At 62.6% G+C, this 20,038-nt stretch carries 19 protein-coding genes; 4 read left to right on the forward strand and 15 right to left on the reverse strand.

Features of this window, described 5'->3' with window-relative positions; genetic code table 11:
* Nucleotides 1-64: 64 nt before the first annotated feature.
* Together BUS06_RS35455 and BUS06_RS35460 are read right to left on the reverse strand one after the other, a co-directional pair.
* A complete protein-coding gene (locus BUS06_RS35455) occupies nucleotides 65-1,084 on the reverse strand; it encodes an ABC transporter substrate-binding protein (RefSeq protein WP_074268904.1) in 1,020 nt (339 codons plus the stop codon).
* A 155-nt stretch (nucleotides 1,085-1,239) separates the two neighbouring features.
* Nucleotides 1,240-2,157: a LysR family transcriptional regulator gene (locus BUS06_RS35460; RefSeq protein WP_074268905.1), complete on the reverse strand. Its 918-nt coding sequence runs from the start codon at nucleotides 2,155-2,157 to the stop codon at nucleotides 1,240-1,242.
* 139 nt (nucleotides 2,158-2,296) lie between these two features.
* On the opposite strand from BUS06_RS35460, the gene BUS06_RS35465 reads away from it, so the two are divergent.
* Nucleotides 2,297-3,061, forward strand: a complete 765-nt coding sequence (locus tag BUS06_RS35465) for an SDR family oxidoreductase (protein WP_074268906.1) — start codon at nucleotides 2,297-2,299, stop codon at nucleotides 3,059-3,061.
* Between the two features lie 83 nt (nucleotides 3,062-3,144).
* Here the strand turns inward: BUS06_RS35465 and BUS06_RS35470 are convergent, their stop codons facing one another.
* The 3 genes from BUS06_RS35470 to BUS06_RS35480 all read right to left on the reverse strand — a co-directional run bounded on the left by BUS06_RS35470 (nucleotide 3,145) and on the right by BUS06_RS35480 (nucleotide 6,073).
* Complete coding sequence (locus BUS06_RS35470; protein WP_074268907.1) at nucleotides 3,145-3,909, reverse strand: SDR family NAD(P)-dependent oxidoreductase; 765 nt, start codon at nucleotides 3,907-3,909, stop codon at nucleotides 3,145-3,147.
* Between the two features lie 67 nt (nucleotides 3,910-3,976).
* The gene (locus BUS06_RS35475) at nucleotides 3,977-4,990 is read right to left on the reverse strand and encodes an aldo/keto reductase (protein WP_074268908.1); all 1,014 of its coding nucleotides are present in this window, start codon (nucleotides 4,988-4,990) and stop codon (nucleotides 3,977-3,979) included.
* A 159-nt stretch (nucleotides 4,991-5,149) separates the two neighbouring features.
* Nucleotides 5,150-6,073 carry a LysR family transcriptional regulator gene (locus BUS06_RS35480; protein WP_074268909.1) on the reverse strand — a complete coding sequence of 308 codons (924 nt, stop codon included), beginning with the start codon at nucleotides 6,071-6,073 and terminating at the stop codon, nucleotides 5,150-5,152.
* A 114-nt stretch (nucleotides 6,074-6,187) separates the two neighbouring features.
* On the opposite strand from BUS06_RS35480, the gene BUS06_RS35485 reads away from it, so the two are divergent.
* The gene (locus BUS06_RS35485) at nucleotides 6,188-6,970 is read left to right on the forward strand and encodes a carboxymuconolactone decarboxylase family protein (RefSeq protein WP_074268910.1); all 783 of its coding nucleotides are present in this window, start codon (nucleotides 6,188-6,190) and stop codon (nucleotides 6,968-6,970) included.
* A gap of 64 nt (nucleotides 6,971-7,034) precedes the next feature.
* Nucleotides 7,035-7,826 carry a shikimate dehydrogenase family protein gene (locus BUS06_RS35490; RefSeq protein ID WP_074268911.1) on the forward strand — a complete coding sequence of 264 codons (792 nt, stop codon included), beginning with the start codon at nucleotides 7,035-7,037 and terminating at the stop codon, nucleotides 7,824-7,826.
* 89 nt (nucleotides 7,827-7,915) lie between these two features.
* Here BUS06_RS35490 and BUS06_RS35495 read toward each other — a convergent pair whose 3' ends face one another.
* The 10 genes from BUS06_RS35495 to BUS06_RS35540 all read right to left on the reverse strand — a co-directional run bounded on the left by BUS06_RS35495 (nucleotide 7,916) and on the right by BUS06_RS35540 (nucleotide 18,270).
* Nucleotides 7,916-8,248: a Rieske (2Fe-2S) protein gene (locus tag BUS06_RS35495; RefSeq protein WP_074268912.1), complete on the reverse strand. Its 333-nt coding sequence runs from the start codon at nucleotides 8,246-8,248 to the stop codon at nucleotides 7,916-7,918.
* 3 nt (nucleotides 8,249-8,251) lie between these two features.
* On the reverse strand, nucleotides 8,252-8,560 hold the full coding sequence (locus tag BUS06_RS35500) for a YciI family protein (RefSeq protein ID WP_074268913.1): 309 nt from the start codon (nucleotides 8,558-8,560) through the stop codon (nucleotides 8,252-8,254).
* 28 nt (nucleotides 8,561-8,588) lie between these two features.
* Entirely contained in the window at nucleotides 8,589-9,656 is a 1,068-nt protein-coding gene (locus BUS06_RS35505) for a maleylacetate reductase (protein WP_074268914.1), read from the reverse strand.
* Between the two features lie 7 nt (nucleotides 9,657-9,663).
* Nucleotides 9,664-11,130, reverse strand: coding sequence for an aldehyde dehydrogenase family protein (locus tag BUS06_RS35510; protein ID WP_074268915.1), 1,467 nt, complete (start codon nucleotides 11,128-11,130; stop codon nucleotides 9,664-9,666).
* A 48-nt stretch (nucleotides 11,131-11,178) separates the two neighbouring features.
* Nucleotides 11,179-12,198 (reverse strand): hydroxyquinol 1,2-dioxygenase, encoded by a 1,020-nt coding sequence (locus tag BUS06_RS35515; RefSeq protein ID WP_074268916.1) that lies wholly within the window; start codon nucleotides 12,196-12,198, stop codon nucleotides 11,179-11,181.
* Nucleotides 12,199-12,242: 44 nt separating this feature from the next.
* On the reverse strand, nucleotides 12,243-12,737 hold the full coding sequence (locus BUS06_RS35520; protein WP_074268917.1) for a cupin domain-containing protein: 495 nt from the start codon (nucleotides 12,735-12,737) through the stop codon (nucleotides 12,243-12,245).
* A gap of 118 nt (nucleotides 12,738-12,855) precedes the next feature.
* On the reverse strand, nucleotides 12,856-13,785 hold the full coding sequence (locus tag BUS06_RS35525; RefSeq protein ID WP_074268918.1) for a LysR family transcriptional regulator: 930 nt from the start codon (nucleotides 13,783-13,785) through the stop codon (nucleotides 12,856-12,858).
* Nucleotides 13,786-13,938: 153 nt separating this feature from the next.
* Nucleotides 13,939-15,198, reverse strand: a complete 1,260-nt coding sequence (locus tag BUS06_RS35530; RefSeq protein ID WP_074268919.1) for an MFS transporter — start codon at nucleotides 15,196-15,198, stop codon at nucleotides 13,939-13,941.
* Between the two features lie 580 nt (nucleotides 15,199-15,778).
* Nucleotides 15,779-16,930 (reverse strand): branched-chain amino acid ABC transporter substrate-binding protein, encoded by a 1,152-nt coding sequence (locus tag BUS06_RS35535; RefSeq protein ID WP_074268920.1) that lies wholly within the window; start codon nucleotides 16,928-16,930, stop codon nucleotides 15,779-15,781.
* A gap of 110 nt (nucleotides 16,931-17,040) precedes the next feature.
* The gene (locus tag BUS06_RS35540) at nucleotides 17,041-18,270 is read right to left on the reverse strand and encodes an NAD(P)/FAD-dependent oxidoreductase (RefSeq protein WP_074269502.1); all 1,230 of its coding nucleotides are present in this window, start codon (nucleotides 18,268-18,270) and stop codon (nucleotides 17,041-17,043) included.
* A gap of 361 nt (nucleotides 18,271-18,631) precedes the next feature.
* Here BUS06_RS35540 and BUS06_RS35545 point away from each other — a divergent pair, with 361 nt between their 5' ends.
* Complete coding sequence (locus tag BUS06_RS35545) at nucleotides 18,632-20,035, forward strand: aminotransferase-like domain-containing protein (protein ID WP_074268921.1); 1,404 nt, start codon at nucleotides 18,632-18,634, stop codon at nucleotides 20,033-20,035.
* The last annotated feature ends 3 nt before the right edge of the window (nucleotides 20,036-20,038 follow it).

The following is a 20,038-nucleotide window of genomic DNA, read 5'->3' on the forward strand; positions in this document are numbered from 1 at the left end:
GTGCCCGGCGGCCATCGGGGCAACCAGGTACGGCTTCGTTCAAAGTGGAAATGCGTCGAATGCCTCAGTGGGCCGGTACGGCATTGGCCTCGTCGGCAAAGCGGTTGGTGTAGGTTCGCGCCAGATCGACATGGCGCGGCTCAATGGCCGGATTGACTGCCGCGAGCGCAGCCAGGACCGTTTCGGGCGCGCCGACCGGCATCCTGCCGTCGCGCGAAAACGCTGGCATCGATGCAGCGAGCGTCTGTTGATAGAGCGGCCCGTTCGCGCCGATAAAGTCCTTCGGCAAAACCGCCATGACGTCGCCGGCACTGTGCGATGAAATAAACGCGAGAGCCCGTGTCATCGCGCGGACCAGGTGCCGGGTTTCGTCCGGATGGGTGGCGACCCACTTGCGCTGCGCATACACACATGCGCCGGCAAAGGGGCCACCCAGCACCGCACGCGTGCCCTCGACGCTGCGCATGTCCACCAGCACCTGCGCGGTGCCGGCGGACAGCAGCCGCGAGGCCGTCGGCTCTTCGATCATGCCTGCGTCGACCGTGCCTTTCGTCATGGCATCGACGAAGCTGTTGTCCGAACCGAGCGGCACGACCGTGTACGAGTTGGTGGTGAGGCCTGCACGCTGCGCGAGGTAACGGCTCAGGAAATACGTGGAAGCGCCAAACCCCGTCACACCGAGCCTGCGGCCGTTAGCGTCAGCCATGGTCTGCATCGGCTGCGGCACTTTGGTCGACGCCAGTTCGGCGAGTCCCGCCGCGCGGTTCAGAACGACAATAGCTTCGACTTCGAGACCGCGGCTCTGCAGATCGATCGTATGGTCGTAGATACCCACTGCGCCCTGGACGGCACCCGCGATCAGTTCGGTGGCGGTATCGACGCCGGCCGGTTCCGAGAGAATCTCGACGTCCAGCCCTTCGTCGCGGAAGTAGCCGAGGCGGGCCGCCAGCGTGACCGGCAGATACATGATCTTCGACGCGCCACCCGTCATCAGCGTCAGCTTCTGCGCGTCGGCAGGCGGCGTCCAGCACAGAACCGCGCAAGCGGTCGAAGCTAGCGCCGTGAAGCGGGCGAAGGGTGGCATATCGGAAGGGTCTCCATGGTCAAGGGCGCCGGCCCGCTATCTACGGATCGTCTGGTGCAGCGCTTGCCGCGAGTATAAAAAACCGACGCCTTCTGCCTGCTTTCGGCAGGGAGGAAATGTTGTGGGTGTTTACCCTCGTCCGGCATGAGCGCCGCTCAAGCTCCGTCGGCCCGATCCCACGGAGGCACGCCACCAAACGCATCGACCAGGAAATCGATCACCGCGCGGGTCTTGGCGCTCAGGTGCCGGCGACTGGGGTACAACGCGAGCACGTCGATGTCGGGCAACCGATACTCCGGCAACACCTGAACCAGCTTGCCGACGCGCAGGTCGTTGCCGACCAGAAACGTGGGTTGCCAGATCACGCCTTGCCCAGCGAGTGCGGCTGCGCGCGCCGTATCGCCGTTGTTTGTATGCATGTGACAGTTGACCTTTACGGTGTGAGCCTTGCTCTCGCTGTCGATCAGTTGCCACTCGTCGCCGGTGGCCGCATACGAGTAGCCGATGCATCGATGCTCGATCAGGTCGGCTGGTTTAACGGGGTGTCCGCAACGCGCCAGATAGGTTGGCGACGCACAGAGGATGTTTCTCGATGTCGCCAGCTTGCGGGCTGCCTGGTTAGTCGAGCCGGCGCGGGAGATGCGAATGGCGAGGTCATAGCCTTCATCGACAATATCGACGACGCGGTCGATCAACGCCACGTCGAGTTCCACTTCGGGATATTTCCGCATGAACCCGGGCCATAGCGGCGCCAGGTACAGAATCCCAAAGCTCACAGGTGCATTGATGCGCAGACGGCCACGCGGTTCGACCGAGGCCGAGGATACGAGCCCCTCAGTCTCGGCGACGTCGTCGAGGATCGATTTGCAGCGCGAGTAAAAGGTCTCGCCGCCCTCGGTAAGAGACAGCCTGCGTGAAGTGCGATTCAGCAGGCGCGTGCCGAGATGCGCTTCCAGTTCATTCACGTAGCGGGTCACGTTGGCAGGCGACGTCTCGAGCACATCGGCTGCGCGCGTGAAGCTGCCGCGGCTCACCACGGTCACGAAAACTTCAAAAGCACGCAGCCTGTCCATGGGACTTCCCGATCATTCACAAATACTGAATGATATACCCATGTTTTGTGCCTTTCTGCATTTATGGCTGAAGCCTATATTGCTTCTCACGGACCAGGGCATTGGGCACTGGTCAACCAACTGCAGCAGGAGATTGAACATGCAACGCTTGACAGGGAAAGTCGCCATCGTGACCGGCGCCAGTGCCGGAATTGGCCGTGCCACCGCAAAACTGTTCGCCGCGGAAGGCGCAAAAGTGGTGATCGCGGCGCGCCGCGAAGCCGAACTTGAAACGCTCGCTGCCGAGATCGCGAGCGCAGGCGGTGAGGCCGCGTTTCTGGCGGGCGACGTGCAGTCAGAGGACTTCGCGAAAGCGCTGGTCGCGCTCGCAGTCAGCCGTTTCGGCCGTCTTGACATCGCCTATAACAACGCCGGCACGCTCGGCGAAATGGGCCCGACCACGGGTGTGTCTGAGGCAGGCTGGGCGTCCGCATTGGCGATCAATCTGACGAGCGCCTTCCTCGGTGCGAAGCATCAAATCCCCGAAATGCTGAAGCAAGGCGGCGGATCGATCATCTTCACGTCGACGTTCGTCGGTTATTCATTCGCTTTCCCGGGCACCGCCGCATACGCCGCGAGCAAGGCCGGGTTGATCGGACTGACCCAGGCACTGGCTGCCGAGTACGGACCACAAGGGGTGCGCGTCAACGCCATCCTGCCGGGCGCAGTGGACACGCCGATGTACCGGGACATGAATGACACAGCCGAGTCGCAGGCCTTCGTGACCGGGTTGCATGCGCTCAAGCGGGTCGCACGGCCGGAAGAACTCGCGCGCTCGGTGCTGTATCTCGCGTCCGATGATTCATCCTTTGTGACCGGCACCGCTTCGCTCGTCGATGGCGGCGCGTCGATTACGCGTACCTGAATCCCTTCGCGCCATGAGACGTTCAAGACGCTTCGTTTGACGCCGTCGTCGGCGTCAACGAGAGCGTCTTGCCCGGATCTCGCTCATCGCATGATGAAACCCCCATCGACGGAAATAGACTGACCGGTCACGTAGCTCGAGGCATCGCTGCAAAGCCAAAGCACAACATCGGCTATCTCTTCCGGTTTCCCATACCGGCCCATCGGAACCGCTTTCAGCAGTGCGTCGAGAGCCTCGCTCTGGCCGGAGGCCGCCATCTGCTCGGCCATCGGCGTCCAGAACAAACCTGGACAGATGGCATTGATCCGGACACCGCGTGACGCGTATTCAAGGGCGGCACTCTTCGTCAGCCCCAGTACCCCATGCTTCGCAGCGTGATAGGTGCCGCGCTCCGGTCCGCCGACCAGTCCGCCCAGCGACGAACAATTGACGATCGCACCATTGCCCTGCTTGCGCATCTGTTGCAATTCGAATTTCATGCAACTCCAGACACCGCCCAGATTGATCGACATCACGCGGTCGTAGTCGTCCCGGGACGAATCGGCGGTTTCAGCGAGGACATTCTGAACGCCGGCGTTGTTGTAGGCGACATCCACCCTTCCAAAGGCCGCCACGGTTTGCGCAACCATTGCTTCCACCTGGGCATCGTCGGCCACATCGCACTGGACGGCGAGGACTGCACAACCTTGGGCCTTCAGTTCGTCTGCCGCTGACTCCACGGAGTCTTTGTGCCAGTCTGCCAGTACGACCGAGGCCCCCGACAAAGCAAACGCCTTCGCCGTGGCCAGACCAAGCCCGGAGCCCGCGCCCGTGACGAGTGCGACCTTGTTCTCAAAAGTTATATTCACAACGCGTTCCTCCAGCCTCTTACGGCTCAGGTTTTCAGTGCTGTTTCTGGCTGGCGCGAGCGGCAGATCAGCCCATCACGCGCCGGCCTTCCACCGGATAGTTCGGATCCGTATATCCGGGCGTCGATGCATGGCCCGGAGGGACCAGACTGTCCACGAACTTTTCGTCTTCCGCTCCCAGTTGCAGCGTCAGTGCGTCCATGTAGCTGTCCCAGTGCGCTTCCGTGCGTGGCCCGGCGATGGCGGAACTCACCAGCTGGTTCCTGAGCACCCACGCGATGGCGAATGCGATCGAGGTTGTGTTGCGCTCAGCGGCGTGCGCCGCGACCTTCTGTGCAATGGCGAGAGATTCCGGACGCCACTCGGTCTGCTGGATGCGCTTGTCACCGCGCGCAACGCGAGAGTCGGCAGGCGGCGCATCGTCGGGTGCGTATTTGCCCGTCAGCACGCCCCGTGCGAGCGGGCTGTACGGCACGACGCCGATGCCGTAGTGTCCGGCGGCAGGCATCAGTTCGACCTCGGCCGTGCGGTCGACCATGTTGTAAACCGGTTCGATTGCAACGGGACGATCAATGCCGAGCTGATCGGTCAGGCGCACGATTTCCGCGATGCGCCAGGCGCGGAAGTTGGACAGACCGAAGTAGCGCACCTTGCCTTGGCGAATGAGGTCGCCGATGGCACGAACCCCTTCCTCCAGCGGCGCGTCAACAAGCGACCGGTGGAAGTAGAGAACGTCGATGTAGTCAGTGCCGAGGCGTCTCAGGCTGGCGTCGACTGTCTGGCAGATCCATTTGCGCGACTGCCCCTGTTCGTTCGGACGGGCGGTTGCCGAGGCTGGGTAGCCGAACTTGGTTGCCACGACCCAGTCGTCGCGTCGTTCCGCGATTGCCCGGCCGATAATTTCTTCAGATCGGCCAGCGTGGTAGACATCCGCGGTGTCGAGGAAGTTGACACCTTGATCAAAGGCCTTGTCGATAATCCGGCGGGAGGTAGCTTCATCCGTTTCGCCGCCAAACATCATCGTGCCCAGACACAAGGGCGAAACCTTGAGGGCGCTGCGACCCAGATACCGATAGTCCATTCTCATCATCTCCATGCAGGCTGCGCCTGCGGTTACCAGAGCGTGCGCGCCGGAAACGGCGCACCTGCCGGCGTTTTGATCGCCGTCTGTATGGAGGATGATAGGTCGAGGGTATCTAGCGATAAAGGCCGTAAAACGGCAAACCCTCATGAGCTGAAATCATGAATCCCGTTTTCGGCGTCCGGGCTCTTCTGTGCGATAACGGATCGCATCGATCACCACGGTCATCGCCCGTGAGAACTCACGACGGGTCGCGTAGCAGGCGTGCAGCCCTGGGAACGTAGGACACCATTCGTCCAATACCTTCACGAGACGACCCGCTTCGACATGAGACTGGGCGAGATCAGCCGGGATGTAAGCGAGGCCATATCCCGACAACGCTGCAGCCAGCATCTGATACGTCCCGTTGAACGCGAGCTGTCCGTCCACGCGAACCTGCACTGCACGGCTGCCTTTCTTCAACTCCCACGGATAAAACCCGCCCAGCGTCGGCAAACGAAGATTGATGCAGTTGTGTGTGGTCAGGTCCTGAGGCTTCTTTGGCAACGCACGCGTCTTCAGGTACTCCGGTGCTCCGACAATTGCCATCCGCATTTCGGGCGCGAGGCGGACCGCGATCATGTCCCTGGCTACCTGGTCGCCGTGACGAATGCCGATGTCGTACCGGTCTGCCACGATATCCGAGAGACCGTAGTCGGTGATGATCTCCACCTTGAGGTCTGGATATTCACGAAGGACCGGCGACAACCTGGGCCACAGGACTGTCTCGGTCGCGTAATCGGTTGCGGTGATGCGGATCGTACCCGCGGGTTTGTCCCGAAACTCGGTGACGGCTGCCAGTTCGGAATCGATCTCTTCAAAGCGGGGCGCGATGGTCCGGATGAGTCGCTCGCCAGCCTCCGTCGGCGCGACGCTGCGCGTGGTTCGGGTCAGGAGCCGCATGCCGAGCCGGGTTTCAAGCGCCCGGATGGTATGGCTCAAGGCCGATTGCGATACGCCGAGTTGCGCAGCCGCACGCGTGAAGCTGCGCTCGCGCGCCACGGCAATCAGCGCCAGCAGGTCGTTGTAGCTTTCTCGACGCATTGATGAACTCATCTCATAGGTGTTTGCCGATTCTAGCGCCTAGTCGGCCATGAGTGGGTACGTTAAATTTCAGATATGGCGCTATCGAGGAAACTGCCGATGAGGATATTCGCAATGGCCATGATGTCGCTTGCGCTAGGCACCGCGGCCTGTTCGCAGTTCGAAAGGAAACCTGATATGGAAACTCTGGATCGCTCGTCCTCCGTCAACCTGCTTGCCGGGATGGACACCGTTTCACCCGCCCTTGAGCGCTACACGAACGATGTGGTGCTGGGCGACCTGTGGAAGCGTCCGCAGCTTTCCGCACGGGACCGCAGCATAGTCACCCTCTCGGTATTGATTGCGCGTAATCAGAGCACAGAGTTGCCGTTCTACCTCGATCTCGCACTCGACAGTGGCCTTAAGCCGAGCGAGATTTCGGAAATCATCACGCACCTGGCGTTCTATTCCGGTTGGGCCAATGCGACCGCGGCGGTGAAGATAACGAGCGCCGTTTTCGAGCGCCGCGGGATTACGGCGGCGCAACTCCCGCCAGCGGCGGTTGACCTTCTCCCTCTCGACGAGGCGGCAGAAGCCCAGCGCGAAAGCACCGTGCAGCAAAACTTCGGCGCCGTCTCACCCGGAGTCGTTCAGTTCACCCGGGACGCGTTGTTTAACGACCTGTGGCTGCGACCAGGTCTTGCGCCCCGCGACCGTAGTCTCGTCACGGTCAGCGCGCTGGTTGCGACCGGGCAGGTCGCGCAACTGACCTATCACCTGAACCGTGCAATGGATAACGGACTGACGAAGGCACAGGCGTCGGAGGTGATGACACAACTGGCGTTCTATGCGGGTTGGCCGAATGTATTTACGGCACTTCCAGTCGTTAAGGACGTACTTGAAAAGCGACCCGGCTGAGGTCTCGCACCGGGTCTGATGGCAGGAGCAAACGTTCCTGCCGATTCAGCACAAGAGAAACTGGATGTCACAAAAACTGAATGGCGCCACCCGGCTGTACCCGATTATCGGCGACCCGATCAGATTCGTGAAATCGCCGCAACAGCTGACCCGTGGTTTCGAGGCACGAGGCCACAACGCCTTGTGCCTGCCCATGCAGGTCGCGAAGGACAACCTCGATGCGGTCATGCATGCGCTGACACTGACCGGCAATGTCGATGGCCTGCTCGTCACCATGCCGCATAAATTCTCGGCATTCACATACTGTGTGACCAGTTCCGACACTGCAAGGTTGCTAGGTGGAGTAAGCGTCATGCGGCGCAATGCGGACGGCACATGGCACGGCGACATGCTCGACGGACTCGCATTTGTAAAAGCGCAGATCGATCACGGCGCGCGCGTGAAAGACGGTCGTGCATTACTGGTGGGCGCCGGCGCTGCGGGCAGCGCGATCGCTATCGCTTTGCTCGAAGCAGGCGTGGGCGAACTCATCATCCACGACGCCGACGAATCTCGCGCAACCCGCCTGAACGGACTTGTTGCCGAACTTGCCCGGGGTCGTGTACGCGTTGGCGCAGCCGATCCGGCGGGATGTACTTTGGTATTCAACGCAACACCCATGGGCCTGGCAGAGGACGACCCGCTTCCGGTCTCCGGCGAACTGCTGGATTCGTCGATGTTCGTTGGCGATGTGATTGCGGGGCATGGAGTGACACCGTTGCTGACTGCCGCCCAGTCAGCGGGCTGCAAAACGGCGAACGGTGTCCAGATGGTCGATGCAGTGCAAGAGATGATGCTTGATTTCTTGCTGCGCTAGAACCACGACGGCACCCAAAGTCATACGCACAAATGTAGCGTTCCGGATGCGCCAGCCAGATCGGATGTTCATGGTAACGCGCGTCGGCGCTACTGCTTCAATACGATCCACGCATCCCTGTCGACACCCACCCGAATCGCATCCAGACTCGCCCCTGCGCACGGACCTTCGATGCAATGTCCGTCCTCGAAGCGAAACAGCGCGCTGTGGTGCGCGCACATCACCACCTGCTTGCGATAGCACAAGACTTCGCCGGGCTCGAAATCGAGCGGCACCGAAAAATGCGGGCAGCGGTTGGCATAGGCCCAGACCTGCTCGCCACGCCGCACGATCACCATGGGCACACGCTCATCCGTTCCATCCACAACCCGCGCGCCGCCATCCGGCACGTCGGCGAATAGGCAGAGGCGCGTCCCGTTCATTGCCTACACCCTCCGCTCGGGATTGCCGAGGCTCCAGTCCCACGGCCGCACTTCAACGCGATCGAACAGTCCCGCCTGCATGTACGGATCGTTGCTCACGAACGCCATCACATCGTCGATACCTTCCGCTTCGACGACCAGCAAGGTGCCGTTCATCGCGTCGCATTGCGGCGCCAGCGTCGGACCGCCGAGGCGCACGAGCACCCCGTGTGCGGCGCTGCGCAGCCAGCTTCGATGATTCGGGCGCACGCGTTCGCGCACGTCGCGCATGCCAGGTTTATCGGTGGCAAATACGGCGAAGAAACGTCGCATGTCTTCCTCCCTGAATTCGTCTTTGTGCTCAGGCCGGCGCCGAACCTTGCCACGCGCGCTGCAGCAGCGCACGAAGCGCGTCGCGTTCGATGGGGCGTGGATTCGCATAGGGATTCTTGCACGCGAGATCCGCCGCTTCGTCGAGCCCTTCTTCCGGCATGCCGATCTGCTCAAGCGCCGCCGGAATATCGAGTGTGCGGTTGAGCTCGAACAGCAGCGGACCAGCATCGGCCGCATCGTTGCCGCCGAGCGCACGCGCCACTCGCGTCAGCGCGCCGGGTGCTGCGGCATGGTTATAGTGCGCGGTATGCGACAGCATCGCTGCATGTGTTTGCGCGTGCGGCAGATTGAACGTGCCGCCGAGCGTGTGACACAGTTTGTGATGCAGCGCCATGCCCACCGATCCGAGGCACGTTCCCGCGAGCCACGCGCCGTACAGCGCGCGGCTGCGCATCGCCTTGTCATCAGGTGTACGGACGATGATGGGCAGCGCTTCGCCCAGCGCGCGGATCGCTTCTTCCGCCATCAGGCTGATGACAGGGTTCGCGTCTTCGGCATAGAGCGCTTCCACCGCGTGCGCCATCGCGTTGATGCCCGACGCTGCCGACACCGCCGCCGGCAACGATAGCGTGAGCGACGGATCGTAGATCACCGTGCGCGGCAATACGCGCGTGTCGCGGCCCGTGCGCTTGAGACGGCCTTCGGTGAGCCCGTAGATCGGCGTCATCTCGGAACCGGCGTAAGTCGTGGGCACTGCAACGATCGGCAGCGACGATTCGAGCGCGATCGCCTTGCCAAGCCCGATCGTCGAGCCGCCGCCAACGGCCACGCAACAGTCGGCATCGAGCGCTTGCGCTGCATCGCGTGCGGCGCGCGCCACTTCGACTGGCACGTGCATCACGGCCTGCGCATGCACGCCCGCGGCGCGTGCGCCGAGCACGCGCGCTACTTCATCGGCTAGCGGACGCTGGTCGAGCGTCGCGAGAATCAGCGCGCGGCGGGCGCCGAGGCGCTCCACTTCCGCGGGCAGCGTCGCGAGAGCCCCCCATTCGAACACTACGCGCGAAGGCGTGCCCTGATAGACGAAGCGCTCCATGCGAACCTCAGCGCTGGAAGTGCGGCGGCACATTGCCATCGACATTGACCCATACCGAACGCGCTTCTGTGTAGTCGTGCATCGCCTCGAAGCCCATCTCGCGGCCATAGCCCGATTTCCCCACACCGCCGAACGGACTACCCGGATTGACGCGCTTGTAGCAGTTGATCCAGCACATGCCCGCCTGAATCTGCCCAGCGATGCGATGCGCGCGCGACAGATCGCGCGTCCACAGTCCGCTGCCAAGGCCGTAGTCAGTGCCATTGGCGATCGCCAGCGCTTCTTCATCGGTACGGAAACGCAGCACCGTCACGAACGGTCCGAACACTTCTTCCTGCGCGATGCGATCGTTCGGGGTCGCAGCTTCGACGACGGTCGGCCGCACGTAATAGCCGTTCGCGAGCGCAGCGTCGCGCGGCGCGGTGCCGCCGGTCAGCACGCGGCCACCCTGTTCGCGCGCGACATCGACATACGCGAGCACGCGTTCGAGATGCTGCCTGGATGTGAGCGGCCCCATTTCGGTCTCGGGATCAAGCGGATTGCCAACGCGAATCGTCGACGCCAGCGCGACAAAGCGCTCGAGGAACGCATCGGCTATACGCTCGTGCAGGATCAGTCGCGATCCAGCGATGCAGGCCTGCCCCTGGTTGTGGAAGATCGCCCACGCTGCACCGTTGATGGCTGCGTCCAGACTGGCATCGTCGAAGACGATGTTGGCGCCCTTCCCGCCCAGTTCGAGTTGCACGCGCTTGAGATTGCCCTGCGACGCCTCGACGATACGCCGCCCCGTCGCCGTCGAACCGGTGAACGCGATCTTGCCGACACCTTCATGTTCGGCGAGCCGCTGTCCGGCCGTGTGGCCGTAGCCCGCGACGATATTGACGACACCCGCCGGAAAGCCGACCTCGGCCATCAGCTCGACGATGCGCAGCGTCGAAAGCGGCGTGATTTCCGAGGGCTTGAGCACAACCGTGTTGCCGGCGGCCAGCGCGGGGCCCATCTTCCAGCTCGTGAACATCAGCGGGAAATTCCACGGCACGATCTGTCCCACGACGCCGATCGGCGCGCGTTGCACGTAGTTGAGAAAGCCGGTTTCGACGGGAATCACGGAGCCTTGCAGCTTGTCGGCCATGCCTCCGAAGTAGCGGAAGCACGCGGCCGTACGCGGCACGTCGAGCGCACGCGAATCGCGGATCGGATGGCCGGTGTCGAGCGATTCGAGTTGCGCGAGCTCTTCGGCGTTGGCTTCGATCGCGTCGGCAAGACGCAGCAGCAGACGGCCCCGATCCGCGGCCGCCATCGCGGACCACTTTGGGAATGCGCGCGCGGCGGCTTCTACGGCGAGATCGACATCGGCCGCAGTGGCGGCGGCGATTTTCGTGATCAGCGAGCCGTCATGCGGATTGAGCACATCGATCGTGCCGCCTTCGACGGCATCCGTGAACCGGCCGTCGATGAACAGTTGGGTTTGCATAGTAGTCCTTCAGGGAGTGCAGGCGCAGTGAACCGAGTAACCGGTGGCTCAGAAGTCGACCGGATAGGGCTTCAGTTCGCCGCTCTCGTAGCGCTTCGGCAGGCCTGGCGTAGCGTTCTCCCAGACGAGCAGCATCGAGCGTTTGGTCGAATAGCCTTGATGGCGAATATCGGCCGGCATCGCGCAGATGTCGCCCGCGCGCATCGTGATCCGCGCGCGCGGCGCGCCCGTGTTCTTGTCGCCGATGTCCCAGACAATCTCATCCGAAAGCTGCAGGAACCACTCGACGCGATCGTTGCCATGAAAAACCGGCAGGATGTATTCCTCGGTGGTCGGACAGAACAGGCTTTGCCCGCACACCGACGTGACCGACGGATTCCACGTGACGTCCGAGCGCGACAGATACTTGAACAGATTGAACGCGTGCAACTGCCCTTCGAAGCCGGGTTCGACATGCACTTCCGGCTCGTCCTGCACGACGTCGGCGAATGCGCGGTTCACGGGAAGCTCGTCGCGCAGCGGCGAGTCGCCTTCGAGGCCCGGCATGCGGCGTGTCGCAACACGCGTGCGTTCGATCGCTGCGTCGTTGTCGCCGTGCTTGCGGCCGAATGCCGTGCCGGTTTCCTCCGGCGCCGCGAACGGATCGAAACCTTCGTTGGTCCAGTCGTGCAGGATCGCCTTGAAGGTCGCCATGATCGTCGGCGTTTCGAAGGTCTCGATATAGTCGACGCCCGCCTCCTTCATGATGCCGTTAAACGAGCCCGCGTACACATCGACCTTGCCGTAGTGATTACGCGTGCCGAACACATGATCGAAATTGACCCAGCCGTAGAAGAAGCCCCACGCTACATCGCGCATCATCGCGCGCAGGAAAGCGTCGGCGGGAACGTTATGGGTGCGGATCTGACCTTTGGCCGGCCAGTTGATCTTGACGAAGTACTCGTCGCGCTTGAATTCGAATTCGCCGAGCGTGAAGCGGCGATAGCCGGTTACGGTGTCGGGTTCGCTTGCGCGCACGGTGTCCGCGGCAAAGCCGGCCGGATGGTCGTTGGTCGTGAGGGTTGCCATGGCTTGTCTCCTGAATGGGGCGATGTTCGGTTCGGCGATGCGTTTCAATGCAGGCAGATGTCGGCCCACTTCTGTACCGAGAGCTCGCCGACCATCGTCTGCACGAGCGCGACGCCGCTTTTCTCCGCGCTGAAGCGGTACGCACAGCCGGCCGGCAGCAGCGCCTGGTGGCCACGGCGCAGTACCACGTGGCCCATCGGACGGCCAGCGGGGTTGGCGCCCGCGTGAACGGTGCCGATGCCGCTCTTCGGCGGCGCAGCCAGCTGGATAAAGTCGATGCGGACTTCGCCATCCATCAGGATCACGAATTCGTCGTGCGCGCAGGCAAACCAGGCGGACTGTCCTTCGGTACGCAACGTCTCGATCACATAGTCGAGGTTCTTGCCGACCACGACCTTTTCGTAGGGCGCGGAGTGGGCCGCGACTTCGAAGACGTTGGAGAACACGTAGTGGCGCGCGTCGCCGCTCGTGATTTCGATCTCGCCCTTGCGGTAGCCGTCGAGCGAGGCAAAAACGGTGTGGAATGACGACTCGGTCATCGCTGTCTCCTGTGATGAAAAGTGTTTGTCGTTGGATTGAACTTTAGGAGCACAGCAGGACGGCAACAACCGGCAATCGGGCGACTACGGCATTTGCGCTTTGCAAATAATCGCCGCGCTAGCTTACCCAGCCGCGCTCGATCAGCGGCCGATCCCATGCGGGCTCGGGGCCGAGATATTCGGCAAGAAACTCGACGAGCGCTTTCACCTTCAGCGCCTGTCGTTGCGTTGCGGGATAGACGGCGGCGAAGCTCAGCGCCGACAACGTGTACTCCGTCAGGATCGGCACGAGCGAGCCGTCCAGCAGCGCGGCGCTCGCCACGAGCGTCGGCAGACACACCACGCCGCCGCCCGTGAGCGCGTAGTCGCGCAGCAGGTGCACGGAGTTCGACCGGATCATGCCCGGCAACTCCATTTCGACGACTTCGTCGCCGCGCGTCATGGTCCATCGATTGCGCGACGGATAGCCCGAATACAGCGCCGTGGTGTGCTGCAGCAAATCGCGTGGATGTTGCGGCGCGCCATGTTCGCGGACATACGCGGGGGTCGCGCAGAACAGCCGGCGCACCGCGAAGAGCCGTCGCTCGATCAGCGACTCGGAAATGGGTGGGAAGATCTGGAACGCGACGTCGAAACCTTCTTCGATGGGATCGACGACCCGGTCGTTGACGATCACGTCGAGCTGGATGCCGGGATAGCGGCGGTTGAATTCGGCGAGGGGTGCTCCGAAGTGGCCTAGTGCGAAGCCCGGCAGCACCTGGATGCGCATCCGGCCAGTGGGCGTCGCGCGCAGTTCGCGCATCTGGTCGGTCAGTTCGTTGACGCGCCCGACCACTTCCGCGCATTCGCGATAGAACGCCTCGCCCACTTCGGATAGCCGCACATGCCGCGTGCTTCGATGAAAGAGCGGTGCGTTGACGAACTTCTCCAGTTGCTGGATGCGGGTCGTGATGACCGAGCTCGTCACGCCGAGTTGCCGCGATGCTTCGGCAAAGCTGCTAGTCTCCGCTACGCGCACGAAGGCTTCGATACTCAGAAAACGGTCCACGCTGCTTCCCTCTCCGCCGATCGCACCGGCCGCTCCGGTTCAGCACGTCAGTGTACATGGGCGGTGCTGCAACAGCCGGCGGCGCATCGCTCCGGAATGCCTGGGGTTTTTCCGGAGCAATGCGCCGCGCGCAATCGTGCGGAATCGGACGATCTAGTCGGGCCGTCCAGCCGCGGGCAATTCGAGCGCAGCGCGGATATTGCGCCGGCGCAGGATAGCCGGCGCAGTTTCTTCGAGCAGCAGACTCACGCCGATACCGAGCAGCACCGCGCAGATCGGCAGCCAGAGAATGTTCTGGATTCCGAAATGCGTCGCGACGAAGCCGGCGAGCGCCGGGGCGACGCCGCCGCCAAAGATCTCGCCCGCGCCTACCACGACACCGATTGCTGTCGAAATCATTCCCACGGGTGCGGCCTCCGTCGCGACGGGTCCCGACAACAAGGAAACCAGGCCAAGCGTGAAGAACGACGCGACGAACAGCACCGCGAACAGTTCGACCGGCTGTGCGCCGAGTCCACGGAACAGGTACAGCATGACCGCTGTGCCCGCAAAGCCGACGATGCTCGCCACGCGCCGCCCGACGAGATCGGACAGGCCCGGCAAGCCGAACTGTCCGATGAATCCACCGAATCCGATCGCCGATACGACGACGCCCATGCGCTGCGTGTCGAGCGACAGATATTCGGTGAGATAGAGCGGCAGCATCGCGCCCAGCACAAACACGCCCGTCATCGCGCAGAACAGCGCTGCCATCGCGACGCGAATGTTGCGGCTCTTCAGCACGTCGCGCCAGTTGCCACGGGCGGCGGTCGTCGCGACGGGCTTCGGCGCGCCTTGTGGCTCGCGGATCACGCGGAACATCAGCAGACCGAGAATCAGGCCAGGAATCGACACCAGCGCGAACACCCCGCGCCACGACATCACGCTAAGCAATTGCGTTGCGATGATCGGCGACAGTGCAAGTCCGAATAACGCGAAGCCACTTTGCTGGAGGCCGAGATTGAAGCCGCGCCGCTTCGGATGAGACGCATCGGCGGTGGCGGCGAAGCTCGTCGGACAAAACGATCCTTCAGCGACGCCCATCAGCGCGCGCACGGCAAGCAGACTCATCAGGCCGCCGGCGAGCCCGGAAAAGCCCGAGAGCAGCGAAAAAACGATGATTGCAGGAATCAGTACCTTGCGACGTCCGATCTTGTCGGAGATGCCGCCCATCAGTGCTGCGAAGATGCCCCACGAAAGCCCGAGTATGCCGATGCAGTTACCGACGTCCTGCGCGGTCAGGTGCAGGTCTCGCATGATGGACGGGAACAGCGGCGCGATCAGCCACCGGTCGAGGCCCACCAGCCCGAAGCCGAGTGCCAGCAGCACCACGGCTTTCCACTCATACGCCACATCCCAGTCGTTCGATTTCATCTTTGTCTCCTTGAGCCGCTCGCCGCATGCGGGGCGCCTGGCGACCGGCGCCTTCGCTGCTGACGAACGACGTTTGCATGCTCCGGCCGCGCCGTCGGGTTCGTTGAACAGATATCGATCGGCGCGCGTGGATGCACGACATCGATGCTGCAAAGATAGGTGCAAGAGCGGCATGGCCGGTACGGCACAACCGCCGAATACGTCATTCGCGAATCGCAAACAATGACGGGGGGATGCGCTGAAAACGAGAGTGGGTAAGGCCAGGCGGTGGGACCCGGCAGGAAAGCGAACCCGTTTTCAGGCGTACCAGGAGAAGTACGGGGGTATGGGAATCCGGCGAAATCAGCGCTTTGAACGACGCTTGCGAAGGCTTATGGCGCCACGCGAACAACTGCGAGAGGCGTTACTGCAAAGACCCTCTCGCTTGCAACCAGACGACGTCACGATTCGCGCGGGATGGGGTGTGCGATTAATTGTGGCTCAGGCTGCCTGATGTCGCCTGAACGTTCTGCATATCAAAGATCTGACATTCGCTCATGTTCCCGGAAGCAAACCCCCGGGAACCTCGCCACACCTAAAATCAGGCGCCGCTGCCGCCCACCGTCTTGATACTCTTCCACTGCCCCTGCTCGACTTGAAACAACGTATAAGGCGGCTTGATCAGATCTCCATACGGGTCAAAAGTGATCTTGCCCGTCACACCTGTGACTGTGACCTTAGATAGACTGTCGACGATCTTCGCACGGTCGAGCGAATCGGCGTTGTGAATCGCCTTGATCATCGCGAGCGCAGCGTCGTAGGCAAACGGCGCGTAGAGTTCGACATCCTGATTAAAGCGCGCCTTATAGCGCTTGCCAAATTCCTGCGCGGCAGGAAGCTTGTCGAGCGCCGGTCCCGGCTCCAGATCCTGCGTACCATCGCCCGCCGCACCGGCGATCTGCAGGAACGCATTGCTCTTCAACGCGCCCGCGCCAAACAGCTGGGTAGTCATACCCAGCGAGCGCATCTGCTTGACGAGCATCGCCCCCTGTTCATCGAGGCCGCCAAAGAAGATCAGATCGACGTTCTTGCTCTTCAGCGTGGTCAGGATGGAACGAAAGTCGATGGCCTTGTCGTTGGTGAACTCGCGATCGACCACATTGCCGCCCGCCTCCTTCACGCCTTTTTCGAACGCATTGGCGAGGCCTTCGCCAAACGCAGTGCGATCGTCGATGATCGCGATACGCTGAGGCTTCAACTGCTCGACCACGAAGTGCCCGGCAACGACACCGCCTATGCCGTCGTGACCCATCGTGCGAAACACGTTCTTGTAGCCCTGTTTGGTGAGGTCCGGATTGGTTGAGCCCGGCGTAATCATCGCCACACCCGCCTGGTGATAAACCGCGGATGCCGGAATGCTGCAACCCGAATTGTAGTGGCCGATCACGCCCACCACGCCGTCATCGACGAGCTTCTGCGCGACCTGCACCGCCACGTGCGGATCGGCCTGATCGTCTTGCACGTCGAGCACGAACGTGACCGGCTTTCCGCCGATTGTGGGATGCCGGGCGTTCTCTTCGTCGATGGCCAACTGCGCGCCGTACTGCAAATCTTTGCCCACACGGGCAACCGGGCCCGTCAGCGGCCCGACAAAACCGATCTTGACGACTTCGGGATCGGCGGCCCACGACGGCGCCATTTGCGTAGCTAGCGCGCAAGCGGCCAAACTCAAAAGCCAATAGCGGCGATTCATGATGCGCTCCTTGCGAGAAGTGACGTCGCGCTGTCTTTAGGTTTATCGGTTCGATGCGCGACGCGTCGAGACCGTCCTGTGGATACTTGCGGCCAGGCTACCGCCTCGATCTAGAACCGGGTGGCTGCGTAGGGAGCGAGATCGAGCGGCGGCGCGCGACCTGCGATCAGGTCTGCAACGATCCGTCCGCTGATACCCGCTAACGTCAGTCCAAGATGCTGATGACCGAACGCATAGATCACGCGTTCACTAGCGCTCGAGCGGTCGAGCACCGGCACGCCGTCCGGTAGCGTCGGACGAAAACCGAGCCAGCTGCTGTCCGGCTCGTCGAGCGTGGGCAATGCCCGCTTCGACGAGAACGTCAGGAGATCGAGCAGCGAGCGGTTCTGCGTCGCCTTGAAGCCGCCAAGTTCGACCGTGCCGGCGACGCGGATACCGTCGCTCATCGGTGTCATATAAAAGCCGCGCTCGGCCCAGCCGACCGGCCGCGAAATCAGTTGCTGCGCGCCCGGATAGCGCACGTGATAACCGCGTTCCGTATCGAGCGGCACGGTATCGCCGCACTGTTTCGCGAAGCGTGCAGAGTGAGCGCCGGTGGCGATCACCACGTGGCTAAAGCGCCTTGCGACACCGTCGGCCGTCAAGGTCGCGCCGTCCGCCGCCGGTTGCACCGCACTGACGACTGAGCGCTCCAGCGTCAGCCCTTGCGCCGCGAGCCGTCCATAAAGTGTCTGCAGGAAACCCTGCGGATCGGAGAAGTGCCAACTGTCGCTGAACAACACGCCGCGTTCGAAAATCGGCGCAAGCGACGGTTCGAGCGCGCGAATGTCAGTGGCCGACAAAACATCGAAGGCAACACCGAGCTTCCGCCGCAGATCGAGGGCAGGACGTGCCGCGTCGAACGTTGCCACGCTGGAATACAGATACAGACACTCGCGCGGCCGGACAAAGCGCGCCAGTTCCGCGGCCTTGAGGAGCGGCGCGTACCCGTCCTGCGCGCAGCCGAGCAATGAGGCGAGTGCTCCGGCGCTCGCCTCATAACGGCGCGGCAACGAACTCAGCATGAATCGCACGAGCCATGGCGCCAATTGCGGCAGATAGCTCCAGCGCAAGCGAAACGGACTTTCGTTCGACAGCAGAAAACGCGGCAGATCGCGGAACACGGACGGGTTGTTCACCGGGATGCACGCGTAGTGCGCGAAGGTCCCGGCGTTCCCGTACGAAGCCCCCTGCCCGACGCCGGACGGATCGAACAGCGTGACTCGATGCCCGTCGCGCATCAGCGCCGCGGCACTCGCGAGGCCGATGAATCCCGCTCCGACGATGGCGATATCCGACATCATGCGCGCCCTTCCATCGCAGGCCCGCCGGCTGGCAAAGCGCATTCAGTGGACCGCGATACGTTCATCGACACACTCCTGTTGACCCATTTGTCTGACGCTGTCCGGTGGAGTCGAAGCACTCGTCACCAGACAAACTATGACACTCAGAATCACACAATATTTTTTTGTATGCAATTGAAACGCTCATTGTGTGGTCCTGGCATTTTCCCTGGATAGCCACTGGCGTGGACCTTGCTGTGACCTGTGTGCCTCGATGCCGCCGGTCTGGCAAGGTTGCAGCGAGGCGTATGTGGTATAGAATCGGCCCAACTCCGCACAATCGCGGACAAAGCTTTTTTGTATGGAGACACCCATTCCTATGGCTTCAGGCAAAGACGCGGCACGCGCCGCCAATGGCACGTCAGGCGAAGCAAAGCGCGCCACCTATGTCGAGGTGTCCAGTTCGATCGAGAGTGAGATTCGCAGCGGCGTGTATCCGCCCGGTAGCCGCCTGCCGCCGCAGCGGCAGCTCGCCACCGAGCTGGGTATCAACGTGTCGACGGTATCGCGCGCTTACAAGGAATTGCAGTTGCGCGGTCTGGTGATCGGCAGCAAGCGGCGCGGCTCACTGGTGACGGGCGGCGCGATGCCAAGCGTCGACCCCGCCCAGACGGCGAGCAACGCAGCGATCGACCTGACCGTGAACCGGCCGGCTACCGGCGAATTTCTGGCCTGCCTCGCACGCACCCTCGCGGACTTGCCACGCGATCCGCGCTACCCGCAATTGCAGGAGTATCAGCCGCCGCAGGGACCTTTATGGGCACGCGCCGCCGGTGCCCGCTGGATGGCCGCGCCGGGCTTCGAGCCGGCGGCCGATCATGTGGTGGTGACAAGCGGCGCGCAACACGGCCTGTATGCGGTATTGAACAGCCTGATCGGCACGGATGGCGTGATCCTCGCCGATCAGCTCACCTACTATGGCCTGAAGGCGCTCGCACCGGTCTTCCAGTTTGAGATCGTCGGCATTCCGAGCGACCAGGATGGCCTGCTGACCGACGCCGTCGAGCGTGCGTGCCAGCGCATGCCGGTCAAGGCCATCTTCACGGTGCCGAATCTGCAGAACCCGACCGTCATCACGATGAGTCTCGAACGCAGGATGGCGCTTGTCGATATCGCGCGCCGCCATGGTGTCGCGATCATCGAAGACGACGTCTACGGGCCGCTCGTGTCGCAGCGGCTGCCGACCATCGCGAGCCTGTGTCCGGAACGGACGTTTCACATTGCGGCGACCTCGAAAATCCTCGCGCCGGGGTTACGGCTCGGTTATCTGCTGAGTCCGCCGGACAGCTCCGCGCTGTGCGCGGAGGCCGTGCGCACGACCGCGTGGATGCCGGCGCCGATGTCGATGCTGATCGCGTCGATCTGGATCGAGGACGGCACCGCCCGCCATATCATGGACGCCCAGCTTGCCGAAATTCGCGCGCGCCGGGATCTGGCGCGCGAACTGCTGCCGCAGGCCTACCTGCGAACCGATCCGGCCTGCATGTTCGTGTGGCTGAAGTTGCCGCCGCCCTGGCGCGCCGACGATTTCGCCGCCAACGCGAAGGCGCGCGGCGTGGTGGTGATGCCGTCGTCGGCGTTTGCGGTAGACCGCTCCGAGATCGAACATGGCGTGCGGATCAACCTCGCCTGCGCGACGAGCCGCGATCAACTGGTGAGTGCGTTACGGTTGTTGACGGGCACGCTAAAAGACCGTCCGAGAGCGCTGTTCGGCACGATCTGAATC

This window comes from Paraburkholderia phenazinium, assembly GCF_900141745.1.
GTDB lineage: Bacteria > Pseudomonadota > Gammaproteobacteria > Burkholderiales > Burkholderiaceae > Paraburkholderia > Paraburkholderia phenazinium_B.